Source organism: Hymenobacter setariae, from assembly GCF_007713685.1.
Taxonomy (GTDB): Bacteria; Bacteroidota; Bacteroidia; order Cytophagales; family Hymenobacteraceae; genus Hymenobacter; species Hymenobacter setariae.
The window spans coordinates 818,663-834,724 of the sequence record NZ_VMRJ01000003.1 but is presented as its reverse complement, the minus strand read 5'-3'; the positions used below and the strand labels follow the sequence as shown (position 1 = coordinate 834,724).

General features: G+C 55.7%; 12 protein-coding genes. 6 read left to right on the top strand and 6 right to left on the bottom strand.

Annotated elements, in window-relative coordinates:
* Positions 1–11: 11 nt before the first annotated feature.
* Positions 12–2,558, top strand: coding sequence for a replication restart helicase PriA (gene priA, locus FNT36_RS14605; RefSeq protein ID WP_144849036.1), 2,547 nt, complete (start codon positions 12–14; stop codon positions 2,556–2,558).
* A gap of 73 nt (positions 2,559–2,631) precedes the next feature.
* Here the strand turns inward: priA and FNT36_RS14600 are convergent, their stop codons facing one another.
* Positions 2,632–3,258: a hypothetical protein gene (locus FNT36_RS14600; protein WP_144849034.1), complete on the bottom strand. Its 627-nt coding sequence runs from the start codon at positions 3,256–3,258 to the stop codon at positions 2,632–2,634.
* A gap of 196 nt (positions 3,259–3,454) precedes the next feature.
* On the opposite strand from FNT36_RS14600, the gene FNT36_RS14595 reads away from it, so the two are divergent.
* Complete coding sequence (locus FNT36_RS14595; protein WP_233635928.1) at positions 3,455–4,234, top strand: class I SAM-dependent methyltransferase; 780 nt, start codon at positions 3,455–3,457, stop codon at positions 4,232–4,234.
* 121 nt (positions 4,235–4,355) lie between these two features.
* Here the strand turns inward: FNT36_RS14595 and FNT36_RS14590 are convergent, their stop codons facing one another.
* The 3 genes from FNT36_RS14590 to FNT36_RS14580 form a co-directional block, all read right to left on the bottom strand.
* Complete coding sequence (locus tag FNT36_RS14590) at positions 4,356–5,645, bottom strand: aminopeptidase P N-terminal domain-containing protein (RefSeq protein WP_144849032.1); 1,290 nt, start codon at positions 5,643–5,645, stop codon at positions 4,356–4,358.
* A 114-nt stretch (positions 5,646–5,759) separates the two neighbouring features.
* Positions 5,760–6,827: a fatty acid desaturase family protein gene (locus FNT36_RS14585; RefSeq protein WP_144849031.1), complete on the bottom strand. Its 1,068-nt coding sequence runs from the start codon at positions 6,825–6,827 to the stop codon at positions 5,760–5,762.
* Between the two features lie 289 nt (positions 6,828–7,116).
* Positions 7,117–7,866 (bottom strand): DUF6683 family protein, encoded by a 750-nt coding sequence (locus FNT36_RS14580; protein WP_144849030.1) that lies wholly within the window; start codon positions 7,864–7,866, stop codon positions 7,117–7,119.
* A gap of 233 nt (positions 7,867–8,099) precedes the next feature.
* On the opposite strand from FNT36_RS14580, the gene dnaE reads away from it, so the two are divergent.
* The 3 genes from dnaE (at position 8,100) to FNT36_RS14565 (ending at position 12,844) form a co-directional block, all read left to right on the top strand.
* Positions 8,100–11,816 (top strand): DNA polymerase III subunit alpha, encoded by a 3,717-nt coding sequence (dnaE, locus tag FNT36_RS14575; protein ID WP_144849029.1) that lies wholly within the window; start codon positions 8,100–8,102, stop codon positions 11,814–11,816.
* 119 nt (positions 11,817–11,935) lie between these two features.
* Positions 11,936–12,265 carry a thioredoxin gene (gene trxA / locus FNT36_RS14570; RefSeq protein ID WP_144849028.1) on the top strand — a complete coding sequence of 110 codons (330 nt, stop codon included), beginning with the start codon at positions 11,936–11,938 and terminating at the stop codon, positions 12,263–12,265.
* A gap of 225 nt (positions 12,266–12,490) precedes the next feature.
* Positions 12,491–12,844: a hypothetical protein gene (locus FNT36_RS14565; RefSeq protein ID WP_144849025.1), complete on the top strand. Its 354-nt coding sequence runs from the start codon at positions 12,491–12,493 to the stop codon at positions 12,842–12,844.
* 230 nt (positions 12,845–13,074) lie between these two features.
* On the opposite strand, the gene FNT36_RS14560 is transcribed toward FNT36_RS14565, so the two are convergent.
* Positions 13,075–13,563 carry an Lrp/AsnC family transcriptional regulator gene (locus tag FNT36_RS14560; protein ID WP_144849020.1) on the bottom strand — a complete coding sequence of 163 codons (489 nt, stop codon included), beginning with the start codon at positions 13,561–13,563 and terminating at the stop codon, positions 13,075–13,077.
* Positions 13,564–14,059: 496 nt separating this feature from the next.
* Between FNT36_RS14560 and FNT36_RS14555 the strand changes: the two genes are divergently transcribed.
* Entirely contained in the window at positions 14,060–15,385 is a 1,326-nt protein-coding gene (locus tag FNT36_RS14555; protein WP_144849017.1) for a hemolysin family protein, read from the top strand.
* Positions 15,386–15,450: 65 nt separating this feature from the next.
* On the opposite strand, the gene FNT36_RS14550 is transcribed toward FNT36_RS14555, so the two are convergent.
* Complete coding sequence (locus tag FNT36_RS14550; protein ID WP_144849014.1) at positions 15,451–15,984, bottom strand: gamma carbonic anhydrase family protein; 534 nt, start codon at positions 15,982–15,984, stop codon at positions 15,451–15,453.
* Positions 15,985–16,062 lie beyond the last annotated feature (78 nt).

The window sequence follows — 16,062 nt, the reverse complement described above, 5'->3', positions numbered from 1 at the left end:
AGTTAGTCTCTGTGTCGCTTACGTTCGAATTTGCTTCGCCTGCCCCCGTCCCAACGCCCGCGCCCGACCGCGTGACGCTGTTTGTGGACGTTATTTTGCCCCTGCCGCTGCCCAAGCTCTACACCTACCGTGTGCCCTACGAGCTGAACGACAACGTCGTGATTGGCGGCCGGGTCATTGTGCAGTTTGGGGCCAAGCGCACGCTGAGCTGCATCGTGGCTGCCGTGCACGAAACGCCACCTAAGGAATACCAGGCTAAGTACATTCTGGAGTTTATCGACGATGCGCCAGTAGTGACGCAGCCACAACTGAAGCTTTTTCGCTGGATGGCTGAGTACTACATGTGCACCCTGGGCGAAGTGATAAACGCCGCGCTGCCCTCGGCGCTCAAGCTGAGCTCGGAGTCGCGCATTCAGCTGCACCCGGTGTTCGTGGCTGAAGGCAGCCCGTACCCACTCGATGATAAGGAGCAACGCATTGTGGACGCCCTAGGTGGCGAAGATGGCAAAGCGTTGACCTTTACCGAGGTGGGCGACCTGCTGGAAGTGGCTTCTTTTCACAAGGTTATTAAGTCCTTAATGCAGAAGGATGTCATCTTTCTGTTTGAGCAGATGGCCGATAAGTACACGCCTAAGGTGGTGAAGAAGGTGCGCTTGGCCGAGCACTTCGTGACCATGGCGGCCGTAGAGCAATTGTTCGACACGCTGGCCAGCAAGCCTAAGCAGGTCGATGTGCTGCTGAAGTATTTGCAGCGCGTGCCGGTGCACCACAACGAGCATCTCAACCAGCAGGGTATTGAGAAAGCCGCGCTTACCAGTTCGCCGCACTTGTCGCCTTCGGCTGTAAATACGCTGATAAAGAACGGCATTCTAGAGCAATTTGACCAGATTGTCTCGCGCTTTCCGCTGGAGGAAAACCCGCTGGCGCAGATGCCCTTCCAGCTCAGCGAAGCTCAGACTACAGCGCGCGACGAGGTAATGACCTTGTTTGGTCAAAAGAATATTGTGCTGCTGCACGGCGTCACGGGCTCGGGCAAGACGGAGATTTATATTGACCTCATTCGCAATGCGCTCGATGGCGGCGGGCAGGTGCTATACTTGCTGCCTGAAATCGCGCTCACGGCCCAGATTGTAACGCGCCTCATGCGTGTGTTTGGCTCGCGCCTAGGGGTGTATCATTCTAAGTTTTCGGACAACGAACGCGTAGAGGTCTGGAATGGCGTGCTCTCGGGCCGCTTTCAGGTGGTGGTGGGCGTGCGCTCAGCGGTGTTTCTACCCTTCGACAGCCTCTCGCTGCTGATTGTAGACGAGGAGCACGAGTCAAGCTACAAGCAGTACGACCCCGCCCCGCGCTATAACGCCCGCGAGGTGGCCCTGATGATAGGCAACTTCCAAGGCGCCAAGGTGCTCCTAGGTTCGGCTACGCCGGCGGTCGAGACCTTTTACATGGCGCGGCAGGGTCGCTATGGCCTAGTGTCGCTGAGCAAGCGCTTTGGCGAGGCCGGCATGCCCGAGATTGAGCTGATTGACACCCGCAAGCTGCGAGCTGACAAGAAGATGCACAATCATTTCTCGTCCGACTTGCTGAGCGCGATGGAGAGCAAGATTGCGCAGCAGGAGCAAGTTATTCTGTTCCAAAACCGCCGGGGCTACGCGCCGGTCATTGCCTGCCAAGACTGCGGCTATATTCCGAAGTGCCAGAGCTGTGCTGTGAGCCTGAGCTACCACAAGCACGCCCACGAGTTGCGCTGCCACTACTGCGGCTACCACGAGGGCATGCCCACGCAGTGCCCGGCCTGCGGCTCGCGCGCCTTGCGCACCCAGGGCTTTGGTACCGAGAAGCTGGAAGACGACCTCAAAATCATGCTGCCGCAGGCCAACGTGCAGCGCATGGACCTAGACACTACTCGCGCCAAGAATGCCTACCAGCAGATTATCGGCGACTTTGAGCAGCAAAAAACCAACGTACTCGTCGGTACCCAAATGGTGACCAAGGGGCTGGACTTTGAAAATGTGAGTTTGGTAGGCATTGTCAATGCCGACGCCATCATCCACTACCCCGACTACCGGGCCCACGAGCGCGCCTACCAGATGTTTGTGCAGGTGAGCGGTCGGGCTGGGCGCAAAGGCAAGAAAGGTAAGGTCTTAATTCAGACTGGCGACCCCACACAGGTAATTTTTGATAAGGTTATCCGCAACGATTACCTCGAGTTTTACGCCTACGAAATCGAGCAGCGCCGCGAGCACGAGTACCCGCCCTTCACTCGCATGATAAAATTGACAGTGAAGCACATGGACCAGGAGCTAGCTCAGAAAGCAGCCATCCTGCTCACGCAGGAACTGGTCGACCGCCTAGGCCGGAGCGTGGTGCTGGGGCCCGAGCCGCCGTACATTTTCCGCATTCGTAATTTCTTCTTGCAAGAAATCGTCATCAAGCTTAGCCGCGAGCACACGGTGCTTAAGCAAGCCAAACTTGACATCTGCGCCGCGATGGACATAGTACGCGACCAAAAAGAGTTTCGCCAGGCCCGGCTCGTGGCAGACGTAGACCCCATGTAATGCCAGCCTAAATGCAAGAAAGCCCTAGGTGCTAAGCACCTAGGGCTTTCTTTATGCCTCATGCTAGTTTTCTCTAGGCTTGGTCAAGCAACCAGAGCACTAGGAAGACCAGGCCAATGACGAGCAGGATGGTACCTACGATACCAAAAATGGCATTCACACCGCTAAATAGTAACACAATCAGACCTATCAAACCAAAGAGGACAGCGCTGCGCAAGTTGCCATCGAGGCCCCCACGAGCGGCGCTGGCATCGCGCTGCTTGAGCTGCGGAGCCTGACTGGCTAGCTTGTCCAGCTTCTTGGTGATTTTGCGTAGGGTTAGGCGCTGAACCAAATTCATCTTAGGAGCCGGCGCAGTAGCAGCGCTAGCTTGGGGTGCTACGGCAGCTACCGAAGCAGCTGGCGCTACAGCTGGAGTGGCGGGTGCCACAATGGCCGGGGTAGCTGCGGGCGTGGCCGGAGCTGGCTGCACGGCTACTGGAGCGGTAGGCGCAGCTTGGGTTGGGGTAGCTACTTTCACGGTAGCTGAAGCGTCGTCAGCTACTGGCACATAGGGAGTCGCTTGGGCGATGGGGGTGCTGGCAGGCTGCGTGGTAGCGCGCGACAGCGGAGCATAATCGGCGCGGCCGCAGGCGCCAAGCGAGAGAGCGGTAGCAACTACAAGCGTTACGCGGCCGAGTGTAAGGGATAGTTTTTTCATAAGGTGAAAAAAGGGGAAGAAGTAAGAAAGTAGGGGTCCCTACGTTATATGACGCAATTTGGCTGCCCTATTAGGGTATTTGTTATACTTAATGTTGTTATTGCACTAAGAAATAACTGTACTGCTTTGCTGAACGCCTATTAGCTCAGCACTGTTGGGCAGGCAGTTCAATAAGCTAGCCTAGGTCTAATTACGTATGAAAAAAGCCGTTGTGAGATGGATATTGGCTGGTACAACCGCCGCTGGCGCTTGCACTCAGCTACCGATAGAGTCAAACGTCGCCTCGCAGGCTTTCTTGCGTTCGGACATGCCTAATGCCCAAACGTCGGATACGGCGGGCTACGAAACTCGTGCTCCGCGCGACCCGAGTGGCATCGGCCGCTACTACCTAGGGCGGCAAATAGCCCACGTAATGGGCCACGAGGGTGCCGACTGGCTCGAGCGCTCGGACCGCCGCGAGGAGGAAGGCACCGATATCCTGCTTAAAGAGCTACAGCTCAAGCCAACTGATGTCGTAGCCGACCTAGGGGCGGGCACTGGCTTCTTTTCTTTTCGGATGGCGGCGCTAGTACCTAATGGCCAAGTGCTGGCTGAAGACATTCAGCCCGAGATGATAGCCGAGCTAAACCAGCGCAAGGCCAAAAACAAGCTGACTAATGTGAAACCCGTCTTGGGCACGACGACCGACCCGCACCTACCCGCCAATAGCGTCGACTTGGTGTTGCTGGTTGATGCATACCACGAGTTTGACCACCCGCGCGAGATGGGCCGTGCCATTCGCAATGCTCTACGACCGCACACTGGCCGCCTGGCACTGGTAGAGTACCGGGCCGAAGACCCTAAGGTGCCTATCAAGCCCATCCACAAAATGACCGTGACACAGGCCAAAAAGGAAATGAGCGCCGTCGGGCTAGAATTTGTAGAAGTGCGAGAAAGCCTACCGCAGCAGCACTTGATGTTATTCCGGCGGCCCTAGGTAGCTAGTCAGCTACTCAAAAAACGACTGTCATGCTGAGCCTGCGAAGCATCTTATCACGTCAGAATGGTTGTTCTCAGCGTGATATGATGCTTCGCAAGCTCAGCATGACAGTCGTTTTTTACCGCTTCATCAAGCGCTCGATGTCGGCCAGTTCCAGCGGAATGTCGGCCATTAAGTCCTCATTGCCGGTAGGCGTGATGAGGAAGTCGTTTTCGAGGCGAATACCTAGCTTCTCCTCCCGGATATAAATGCCTGGCTCGTTGGTGTACACCATACCTGCCTCAAACTTGCGGTACTTAAAACCTACGTCGTGCACGTCGAGACCTAGGTAGTGGCTGGTGCCGTGCGGAAAGTACTTCTTGTAGAGCGGCGCGTCGGGGTCCTGGTTTTTGACGTCGCTGGCGTTTAGCAAGTCCAGCTTAATAAGCTCCTGCTCCATCGTTTCGCCCACAGCCCTGTGGTAGGCCTCGATTTCGTTGCCTACTACAAGCTGGCTTTGGGCAAACTTGAATACTCGGAGCACCGACTCGTACACTTGGCGCTGGCGCGGCGTGAAGGTGCCATTGACCGGAATGCTGCGCGTGAGGTCAGCAGCGTAGTTGGCGTACTCAGCACCGAAGTCCATCAGCAGCACGTCGCCGTCCTGGCACTGGCGGTCGTTGGAGATATAGTGCAAGATGGTAGCGCTTTCGCCGCTGCCAATGATGCTGGTGTAGGCCGGGCCGCGCGAGCCCGAGCGCACAAACTCGTGGAGGATTTCAGCTTCTACCTCAAACTCCCACACGCCAGGCTGCACAAAGCCTAGCACGCGGCGGAAGGCATTGCCGGTAATCTCGCAGGCGCGGCGCATCAGCCGGATTTCCTCGGGGCTCTTGATGGCGCGCAGTTGGTGCGTGAGGCGAGCGGCGCGGCGGTACTGGTGCAGTGGGTAGCGGCGCTGCAAGTCCTTGATAAAGCGAGCATCGCGGGTTTCAACCTCCACCACCGAGCGAATGTGCTCGTTGGAGTTCAAGTATACATACTCCGCCTCATTCATCAGGGCCGGCAGTACCGTCTCAAACTGGTCGAGCCACATGATGGTCGGGATGCCTGACACTTGGCGCGCCTCTTCCTTGGTCAGCTTGTAGCCTTCCCAAACTAGGATATGCTCGGAGGTTTCGCGCAGAAACAGGATTTCGCGATACCTAGGCAGTGTGGCATCGGGGCAGATGACGAGAATGCTTTCCTCTTGGTCAACGCCGCTGAGGTAAAACAGGTCGGTGTTTTGCTTCAGCGGCAAGGTGCCGTCAGCGTTGGTAGGCAAGATGTCGTTGGCATTAAAAATGGCCAGCGACTGCGGCGGCAGCAGCTCGCGAAAGCGGCGGCGATTCTCGATGAACAGCTCGGGGGCAATGGGTCCGTAGCGCATGGGCAGCAAGTAAGTAGGACAGAATGGAGGCCGCAAGTTAGCGGTCGGCCATCGGCCATCCGCAGTTACCAGAAGCTTCTTTCTACCCTACCCTCTCATGCCCAACCAGTTGACCTAAGCTAACTGCGGCACCAGCGCCGGCAGCACAATGCGCTGCGTGCGCGACCGCAAAAGAGCTACTACCGAAGCCTCGTCGCGAGGCTCGCCATCGAGCAGCACAAAGTGGCGCGCCAGTAGGTCATAGCGCTTGGCCATGAGGTAAAAGAAAATGTGCAGGAAGTGGATGCCATCAAAGACAATGGCCTTCTGCGCGATGTACTCGCTTAGGTTCTGGCGAAAGTGCGCCGGGTGGTCGGTCCAGTGCAAGGCCGGCTTGAGGTGGTGGCTGATATGGTAGCCATCATTCCAGCACTTGTGGTTGTAAGCAGTATTGATACACGTCACGCTATTAGTGTAGCAATTGTCCGGGGTGTTGGCATCGACAAACGCGTGCTGGGCCCAGTTACCGAGCATCATAATGACCCGCGACAGTACAAACGGCACCACAAACACGGCCAGCGTGCCCGGCAGGTTCATAAAGCTGAGCACCAGCACCAGCCCTAGGTAGGCCGTTTCGCCGCGCAAGAGCCGGAACCGCAGTGTCGTCTTGTTGCGGCGCGTGAAATACCCGGCCAGCCGCACAGCCCCGAGCACTAGAAAGTCGCCTAAGTAACGCAAAAACCCCCGGAGCGAATCGCGCTTATACGCCATGGTCGAGCTTTCATCATCAGGCATGTTGTTTTCGGGGTGGTGCATGCCCATGTGGTGCACGAAGTACGACTCCGGCGTCTGGCCAAACAGCGGCCCTAGCACCCACGGAATAATGTGATTCAGCCAGCCGTGCTGCTTCTTAAACAGCATGCGGTGGCTAGTGCAATGCAGCATCAGTCCGAATGGCCCTTTGAACCGCGCATTGCTGAAGTAGAAAAACAATCCAAATACCGCCCACCACCACGCCCCGCGCAATGCGGGCACAAACAGCGCCACTGCCAGCGGCAGCATAGTGGCCGCTATTTTCAGCATAAGGTGCGCAAAGGGCAAATCACGCGGGTCTTGCAAATAGCGCAGCAGCCATGCGTTGAGGTAGGAATGCGTAGCCGGCCGGCTATAAACCGGGTCGGTACTAGGAGTTAGTAGCTTCATGAGGTTAAATTGTGAGCTCCTTCTCCCCTACCTAGCTGCCCGGTCGCCTACGCAACGCGGCTATATCTGGGCAACAGCAAGTGACTGGTCAGCTAAACAGAGAGCTGAACGCAGCCCGGCGTGGGCCAGCTTGGCCCTACGTGCTTTCCTAAAACCCTACTTAAGCGAAGTAGTTCAGGCAGATACTAAAATAGCTATTTTTACTAGCTGGCTTTGTGTCTCTAACACCTTACTAGTTATGCTTTCTAATAAGCTCGCAACCAGCACCTGTATCGCTTGCCGTAGCCATTTATTTTTTTACTAGCCCAGTATTGGTGAGTTGCAGCATACTTAAGTCAAGGCCCTGGCTGCGAAACTGTTGCGCGATAGTTTGGCGAAACTGACCGGCTTGCCCGTGCTGGCGGGCGCTTTGCCAACCTAGGTACAGCATAATGGCTTGCAGCTTCGTGGCTTCGCCAAACCGGGCAACGGCCGTGGTCGAGGTCAATCCTTTGTTTTGGCTCAAAATACCGGCGGCCTGCCGTTGCAGCGCCCGGTCCATGGTCGGCGTGATGCTGCTTTCATTTTGTACATCGTTGACGATGGCGTAGCCAATTTCTAAGTAAGCAGCGAATGCGGTAGCGGCATTGTTGGCCGGCAGACCCGACTGCTTCACCATCTCCATAAATAGCTGGTTATAATCGGCTTTACCTGGCCCAAAGGCATTGTTGAAGGACTGCCCGGCGGCCGGGTTGCTGGCTTGCAGCTTGCGCCCTAGCTCCTGCACCGTTTGCTGCCGCAGGGTGGCCGTGGGCGTGTAGGCTAAGTTGACGGTGCGGCTGGCGGCGCTACCAGCTGCTTTCCCGCGGGCTGCATCTTTCTTAGCAGTCGAATTTTCATAGGCCGACATTACCGCGTTGTTGTTCAACAGGGTAGTGGTCTGCGAGAGCACCGAACTGGTGAAAATATCCATCGTCAGCTCTACCGACTGCGCCCGGCCTGGGCGGGCACCTAGGGCCAGCCCACCCAGCAGCGCTAGCATCAACAGTCCTTTTTTCATAATTGGCAGGTTGCTACGTTCACCCGGCATTCATTTGCCGACTTGGGGCTGTACGCCACCCGCCCGCCTAGGTTGGTGCGCGAGATTGGGCCAGGCAAAAACGCAGCAGCCAGAAAATCAGGCCGCCCCAAAACCGGGCTTGGGACGGGTTGAGTAGCGGGGGTATCTTTACTTAAACCCGCCGCACCAATCACCGCCCTTTACTTGTTGATTGAGGCTAGCTACTTGATACGATGCCCACGTTTTCGCACCTCCACTCGCACACCCAGTACTCGTTGCTCGACGGCCAGGCCAGCATTGGCGCGCTCATGAAGAAGGCGCAGGCCGACGGTATGCCCGCCGTAGCCCTCACCGACCACGGCAACATGTTTGGGGCGTTCAACTTCGTGGCCGAGGCTAACAAGTACAATGTCAAGCCGATAGTAGGCTGCGAATTCTACCTAGTGGCCGACCGCCATAAGAAAACCTTCTTGCGTGAAAAGGGCGAAAAAGACGAGCGTTACCACCAGCTGCTGCTCGCCAAAGACCAGGCTGGCTACCACAACCTGGCCAAGCTATGCTCGCTCAGCTTTATCGAGGGCGTGTACTCGAAGTTTCCGCGCATCGATAAAGAGTTGATTCTGAAGTACCATGAAGGGCTAATTGCTACCTCGTGCTGCATCGGGGCCGAGATTCCGCAGGCCATTCTATTTGAGAGCGAAGAAGTAGCCGAAGAGAAGCTACGCTGGTGGCTCGACGTGTTTGGCGAGGATTTCTACATCGAAATTCAACGCCACGGGCTGATGAACTTCGACGGCACTGGCAAAAGCCAAGAGGATGTAAACCAGGTGCTCCTAGGGTTCGCGAAGAAGTATGGCGTCAAGGTTATCTGCACTAATGACTCGCACTACGTAGACCAAACCGACTACGCTGCCCACGACCTGCTACTGTGCGTGAACACGGCCGAAGAGCGCAGCATCCCGGTCGGCGACTTTGAAACGAACTACTACACCGTACTCACCGCCGACCAGCGCGTGCACTACGGCCCGCTCGATGAGCTACGCAAGGCGCACAGCTACGACGAAAACGCCCGCCGCATGCTCTCGCGCATTGATGAAGAGCTGCAAAAGCCGCCCAAGCAGCGCCGCCGCCGCTTCGGCTTCGCCAACGACCAGTTCTATTTCAAGACTCAAGCCGAGATGTCGGAGCTGTTCTCTGACGTGCCCGAGAGCCTTGACAACACCAACGAGATAGTCGATAAAATAACGCCGCCCAAGCTGGCGCGCGATATTCTACTGCCCAACTTCCCGCTGCCCGCCGGCTTCGCTACGGCCGACGACTTTTTGCGCGAGCTGACCTACGTGGGGGCCTTCGGGCCAAGCGCCGGCAACGGCACCGTGACCATGAGCAAGCCGCCTAGGTACTCCGAGCGTACGCCCGAGGTTGAGGAGCGCCTGGAATACGAGCTGCGCATCATCAAGACGATGGGTTTTGCGGGCTACTTTCTGATTACGCAGGACTTTATTAACAAGGGTCGTAGTATGGGCGTGGCCGTGGGGCCGGGCCGGGGGTCAGCGGCGGGCTCGGCGGTAGCCTACTGCGTGGGTATCACCAACATCGACCCCATCAAGTACTCGCTGCTATTCGAGCGCTTTCTAAACCCCGAGCGCGTGTCGATGCCCGATATCGACATTGACTTTGACGACGTGAACCGCCAGAAAGTCATTGACTACGTGGTGGGTAAGTACGGCAAAACGCAGGTGGCCCAGATTATTACCTTCGGTACGATGGCCGCCAAGTCGTCTATCAAGGACGTGGCCCGCGCCATGGAGCTGCCGCTGCCCGCCGCCAACGAGATGGCCAAGCTCGTACCCGAAAAGCCCGGTACTACCCTATCTGGCGCCTTCCGCGACGTGCCTGAGCTGCAAGCCATCCGCGATGACAAAACCGACCTAAAAGGTCAGATTCTGGCCCTCGCCGAGCGCCTAGAGGGCTCGGTGCGCAACACCGGCATCCACGCAGCGGGCGTTATCATCGCGCCCGACGACATCACAAACTACATTCCGGTTTCGACCTCCAAGGACTCGGACCTGCTCGTGACGCAGTTTGACGGCAAGGTGATTGAGAGCGCCGGCATGCTCAAGATGGACTTCCTAGGGCTCAAAACCCTGACCATCATCGTGGATGCCATGAATTTGATTGAGCGCAACCACGGCGTCAAAATCGACATCGACAATATTCCGCTCGACGACGAGAAGACCTACGCGCTCTACCAGCGCGGCGATACCATCGGCACATTCCAGTTCGAGTCGGAAGGTATGCGCATGTACCTCAAGGACTTGAAGCCAACCAACATCGAGGACTTGATTGCGATGAACGCCTTGTATCGGCCCGGCCCGATGCAGTTCATCCCTGACTTCATCAACCGCAAGCACGGCCGCGAGCCGGTCGAATACCCGCACGAGCTACTCAAGCCCATCCTGGAGTATAGCCAGGGCATTATGGTGTACCAGGAGCAGATTATGCAAACGGCCCAGATTCTGGCCGGCTACTCCCTAGGTGGCGCTGACTTGCTGCGCCGCGCCATGGGTAAGAAAGACATGAAAAAGATGGCCCTAGAGCGCGAAAAATTCGTGAAGGGTGCGGGCGAAATCCACAAAATTCCGGCTAAGAAGGCATCTGAAGTCTTCGACGTGATGGAGAAGTTTGCGGAGTACGGCTTCAACCGGTCGCACTCGGCCGCCTACTCGGTAGTGGCGTATCAGACTGGCTACCTTAAGGCTAACTATCCAGCTGAGTACATGGCCGCCGTACTCACCAACAACATGGGCGATATCAAGAAGGTGACCTTCTTTATCGAGGAAGCCCGCAAGCAAGGCGTGGCCGTACTCGGGCCGGATGTGAACGAAAGCGAGCAAAAATTCAACGTACCGCGCGCCAACCAGATTCGCTTTGGCCTAGCCGCTGTGAAGGGCGCGGGTGAAGCCGCCGTACTCGAATTGGTAGAAGAGCGCCAGAAAAACGGCCCGTTCACCGATGTATTCGACTTTGCGAAGCGCGTGAACCTGCGCGCTGTGAACAAGAAAACTTGGGAAAGCCTCGCCCAGGCCGGCGCCTTTGACAGCTTCGAGAAATACAACCGCCGCCAGTTTATGGACGCTCCGGCCGGCGACCAAAACCTGATTGAGAAGGCGCTGAAGCTCGGCCAGCAGCATCAGGCCGCTAAGGAATCGGCGCAGCACAGCTTGTTTGGAGCCGGAGCTTTTGGGGCGGTGGCCGCGCCACTGCCCAAGGTGCAGGACCTAGAGGAATGGAGTGCACCTGAGAAGCTGCGCCGCGAAAAGGAAGTGGTAGGTTTCTACCTCTCGGGCCATCCGCTCGATACTTTCCGCATGGAAATCGACGCCTACTGTACTTGCCCGCTCGACAAACTCGACCAGCAGAAGGGCAAGGATGTGAACATCGCCGGCCTACTCTCGGGCGTAGTGTTCCGTACCACTAAAAGCGGACAGCCGATGGCCTCGTTCAACGTAGAAGACTACGATTCGAGCATCAACCTAGCGCTGTTCCGCGATGATTACACGCGCTTTAGCGCTCTCATCAACCCTCGCAACTACCCACAGGAGCAGGTGCCACCCATGTTCATTCGGGGCAAGATGGAGCTGCGCTACGGCACCCAGGACCAGTGGGAACTGAAGATAAAAACCATGGAGCCGCTGGCCCAGGTAGCCGAAAAGCTCAGCAAAGGCGTGCGCGTAAAACTCGACCTGCGCACCGTGACCGGGCCCATGATTGACCGCTTACAAGAAGCTATTGAGCACGCCAAGGGTTCGAAGCGGTTGGAGATTCAATTTGTGGAGCCGCACGAAAAACTGGCCGTAGATATGTTCTCGCGCCGCTTTCAAATTGAACCTAAAGCGTTTATAGATAAAATGCGCGAGTTTGAATTAGATGTATGCGCGCTGATTTAGGGCGTATGAACTAGCGCTGAACTTTCTACCACCACTGTTGTTTTACTCGCACTCCGCTACCTTGCGGCCTTGTCGGCCGTACACGCCGGACGTTTTTTCACTAATAAAACCTTAGCGTCATGGCGCACAAAGCAATTGAAATAACCGACGCCAACTTCGAGGAGATTATCAACTCGGATAAGCCAGTACTCGTGGACTTTTGGGCCGAATGGTGCGGCCCCTGCCGCATGGTAGGCCCCGTAGTAGAAGAGTTGGCTGGCGAATACGAAGGCAAAGCCATCATCGGCAAGGTAGATGTAGACGCTAATCCACAGACCTCAATGAAGTTTGGCATCCGCAGCATCCCTACGCTGCTGGTCTTTAAGAACGGCCAGATTGTAGACAAGCAAGTAGGCGCCGTGCCTAAGCACGTGCTCGCTCAGAAGCTCGAAGCTCAGGTAACTGCCTAGGTAGCTCCGCTGCCTCGCTTTATGTAAAAGCCCCTCGCCCTCACTAGGCGAGGGGCTTTTGCTATTTTAAGGCACTGCTGCGACTGCGAACACAACCTAGCATGCCAAACTTATCGTAAAATATTCTCGACAGTGCCCGCTGTTTCTACTCTGCAGGTGCCTTACCTTTTGGCACATTTTCTGCCACCTAGGGCAACACTTCTTCCACCTATTTTTTCACATCCCATGCAACGCCTCACCTCCCTTTTCGCCACGCTGCTCGTAGCCGGTAGCATCGCTGCCCACGCCCAAACGACCCCGGCCGCTACCACCACAAGCAGCACGTCGAAAACCATGACCACCAAAACGACGCAAGCCCCAGCGACCAAAACCACAACCCGCACGACAACCATGACCAACCCAGCGGGCATGAGCAAATCGGCAACTACCACTAAAAGCCAAGCCAGCACGAGCAAGTCGAGCACCATGACTACGCCCTCGGGCATGAGCAAGTCGTCGACTACGACTAAGACCAACACCGCTCCAGGCATGCAGTCGAAGTCTACCAAGACTACCTCGACGACCAAGTCGGTAATGTAAGACTAACCCTAGCCACAAAAAAGCCCCGCGTAGTGAGACTACGCGGGGCTTTTTTGTGGCTAGGGTTGCTTTCGTAGGGCAATGCCGGTTGTCAATGAGTCAAAAATTAAGAAACGTAAAGGCACAGCTCCCCCGTAACAAGGTTCTTTCAAGCCCTAGGTCCATATGTAAAGGAGCCACCAACACGAATGTTGGTGGCTCCTTTACATATGGACCTAGGGCTTCTGTCGCTACCCGGCTATTGGCTGAGCGGTTGGCTCTAGCTGTACCGAGCGGCTAAACACTTCGTCTAGCGAGATTAAAGTTTCGGTGCGCTCCACACCCTCTATCTGTTGCACCTGGTCGTGCAGCACATTGCGCAGGTGCTGGGTATCGCGGCAAGCCAAGCGGGCAAACAGGTTGTAGCTACCTGTGGTGAAATGCAGGCTTACCACCTCGGGAATGCCGCGCAGCCGCTCGATGACGCTGTCGCAGTAAGAACTCTTGAGCAGATAGATGCCTAGAAAAGCCTGGATGCTATAGCCGACCTTTTGCAAATCAAGGTCTAGGGTAGCGCCACGCACAATACCTAATTCTTCGAGCCGCGTCATGCGCACATGGATAGTGCCGCCGGAGACTTGTAGTTGGCGAGCTATTTCAGAATAGGGCAGTTTGGCATCCTTCACTAGCAAACTGATGATACGGCGGTCAGTGTCGTCTAACTCATAGGGGCGGGACATAATAAAAAGACAGTAAGGATGAAAAGACAAAGCTAGGCACACATAACAAATACTATTATAAATTCGGTCTTTGATTGAAGATTAAATAATTTTTTACTCTTTTTTAAATAAAATTTGCATAATTAAGAAAATTCGCTTTACCTTTGACATATCAAAACGCAAACGGCGCTTCGATACCAAACCTTGTAGTGTGGTGAAATTGGCAGACACGCCCTCCTATCTCGGGGGTGAAGAGTAATGGGATAAATTGCACGCTTCTCGGAGCCGCGACTAACCACTTCGTGGAGGTTCAAGTCCTTCCGCTACAGCAATTTGTGAAAAAGGTGCTTTTTAGGTAAAAGGCGCCTTTTTTGCGTTATAAACTCTTCTTTTAGCGGTAGATAACGAGCGGTTCTGACGTTATCAATTACCTCGACGTCAACCCGCTCCTTTAAACTCCGTACTTTTGGCCTTATAAAGGCTGCCCGACCGTCCGCGTCTGAGGGGAGCCGACCACATGGGCTTAAAAATACTGATTACCCTCCTACTCGTTTTAATCAACGGGTTTTTCGTCGCCGCCGAGTTTGCCCTAGTCAAGGTTCGCTCTTCTCAGATTGACTTGCGTGCTCAGGAGGGCAACAAGCTGGCCCGGCTCACCCAGACGATGTTGCACAATCTGGAGGCGTACCTGTCGGCCACGCAGCTCGGTATTACGCTGGCTTCGCTAGGCCTAGGTTGGATTGGGGAGAGTGTCGTAGCCGAAGTCCTACTGGCCATCATCCACAAGCTTGGGCTGGTAGTTTCTCCCGAAACAGTGCATAGCATTGCGCTAGTGGCTTCGTTTGCCACTATCACGGTGCTGCACATTGTTATTGGCGAGCAGGCACCTAAGGTGCTGGCCATTCAGAAGCCAGAGGCAACCACTCTGTCTATCGTTGCACCGCTGCGCATCTTTTATATTGTTACGTTTCCGGCTATTTGGCTGCTGAATAAGTTGTCAAACGGCTTGCTGGGTCTATTTGGTGTAAAAGCCGTGCACGGCAGCGATGTGCACACAGCCGAAGAGCTGCGCCTTTTGCTCGACCAAAGCAAAGAGAGCGGTGAGATTCAGGACTCAGAACACGAGCTGATTGAAAACGTCTTCCAGTTCAACGACCGGATGGTAAAGCAGATAATGGTGCCTCGCACCAAACTCGCTGCTCTCGACGTGAATGCGCCGGAAGAAAAGTTGCTCGAGAAGATTTTCAGCGAAGGCTACTCGCGCTTGCCAGTATATGAAGGCAGCATCGACAATATTGTGGGTGTGCTCAATGTCAAAGATTTGCTGCCCATTGTGCGGCGCGGTGAGCCGCTAGAGCTAGCCCGCATTATGCGCCCGGCCTACTTCGTGCCCGAAACCAAGAAAATCAACCGCCTGTTGCGCCAGTTTCAGCGCAAGCACATTGTGATGGCGGTGGTGAGCGACGAGTTTGGTGGTGTGTCAGGCATCGTAACTATCGAGGACATCATGGAAGAGCTGGTAGGCGAAATCCAGGACGAGTACGATAATGAAGTGCCGGTAGTGGAAAAGATTTCTGAATCGGAATATCGGGTTAATACCTCTACCCCTATCCCCGACGCTAACGAATACCTCCCTTATCCCCTACCCGAAGGCGACGACTACGAAACGGTGGGCGGCCTGCTGAATGTGCTGTATGGCAATATTCCGGAAGTAGGCGACGTGGCCGTACTCGAACCCTACGAGTTCCGGGTGCTCAGCCGGGCCGGCCGGGTAGTAGAGATGGTACAACTACGCGTGCTGACCCCGCTAGTGCCAGCCGATGTAGACCCACTGGCCGCTTAGGGTCTTGCTACAAGCTTTTTTCGCATTAGCCGCTGTTTGCTTAAAGGCAAGCAGCGGCTATTTTGCTATACCACCGCTGTTGCACCGTCGGTAAACCAACTGGCGTATAGCTGGTAATTGGCCGCCGTGCGGCGCAAGCCTTCGGCTTGTGCCTCGCTTACGGGCTTTATTTTCTTAGCGGGCACCCCCGCGTAGAGATAGCCTGGCTCACACACCATATTTTCGAGCACCACGGCGCCCGCTGCAATGAGGCAGCCGCGGCCTACTAAAGCGTGGTCCATCACAATGGCGCCCATGCCGATGAGCACGTCGTCCTCGACGGTGCAGCCGTGCACTAGTGCTCGGTGGCCAATGCTTACCCGCGACCCGATTGTAAGGGCTGCCTTTTGATAGGTACAGTGCAGTACTGCGCCATCCTGAATGTTGGTTTCGTCGCCGATGCGGATGCTATTAACGTCGCCCCGAATCACGGCCGTAAACCACACTGTGCAGCCTCGGCCTAGTACTACATCGCCCACCACTGTAGCATTATCAGCTAAAAAGCAGTCAGGGCCAATGGTGGGCATGATGCCTTGAACGGGCAGCAATAGAGCAGGCATGAGGCAAATAAGTAAGGTGAGCGGCCAAATGTAGGACAGCCGCCGTTAGCGAGCACAGTGGCCCCTAGGTAGCCTACC

What these genes read in the sequence shown, in the direction of transcription:
- FNT36_RS14600 (WP_144849034.1), bottom strand. Translation starts at nt 3,258, where the DNA reads ATGAAAAAACTATCCCTTACACTCGGCCGCGTAACGCTTGTAGTTGCT.
- FNT36_RS14595 (WP_233635928.1), top strand. Translation starts at nt 3,455, where the DNA reads ATGAAAAAAGCCGTTGTGAGATGGATATTGGCTGGTACAACCGCCGCT.
- FNT36_RS14590 (WP_144849032.1), bottom strand. Translation starts at nt 5,645, where the DNA reads ATGCGCTACGGACCCATTGCCCCCGAGCTGTTCATCGAGAATCGCCGC.
- FNT36_RS14585 (WP_144849031.1), bottom strand. Translation starts at nt 6,827, where the DNA reads ATGAAGCTACTAACTCCTAGTACCGACCCGGTTTATAGCCGGCCGGCT.
- FNT36_RS14580 (WP_144849030.1), bottom strand. Translation starts at nt 7,866, where the DNA reads ATGAAAAAAGGACTGTTGATGCTAGCGCTGCTGGGTGGGCTGGCCCTA.
- dnaE (WP_144849029.1), top strand. Translation starts at nt 8,100, where the DNA reads ATGCCCACGTTTTCGCACCTCCACTCGCACACCCAGTACTCGTTGCTC.
- trxA (WP_144849028.1), top strand. Translation starts at nt 11,936, where the DNA reads ATGGCGCACAAAGCAATTGAAATAACCGACGCCAACTTCGAGGAGATT.
- FNT36_RS14565 (WP_144849025.1), top strand. Translation starts at nt 12,491, where the DNA reads ATGCAACGCCTCACCTCCCTTTTCGCCACGCTGCTCGTAGCCGGTAGC.
- FNT36_RS14560 (WP_144849020.1), bottom strand. Translation starts at nt 13,563, where the DNA reads ATGTCCCGCCCCTATGAGTTAGACGACACTGACCGCCGTATCATCAGT.
- FNT36_RS14555 (WP_144849017.1), top strand. Translation starts at nt 14,060, where the DNA reads ATGGGCTTAAAAATACTGATTACCCTCCTACTCGTTTTAATCAACGGG.
- FNT36_RS14550 (WP_144849014.1), bottom strand. Translation starts at nt 15,984, where the DNA reads ATGCCTGCTCTATTGCTGCCCGTTCAAGGCATCATGCCCACCATTGGC.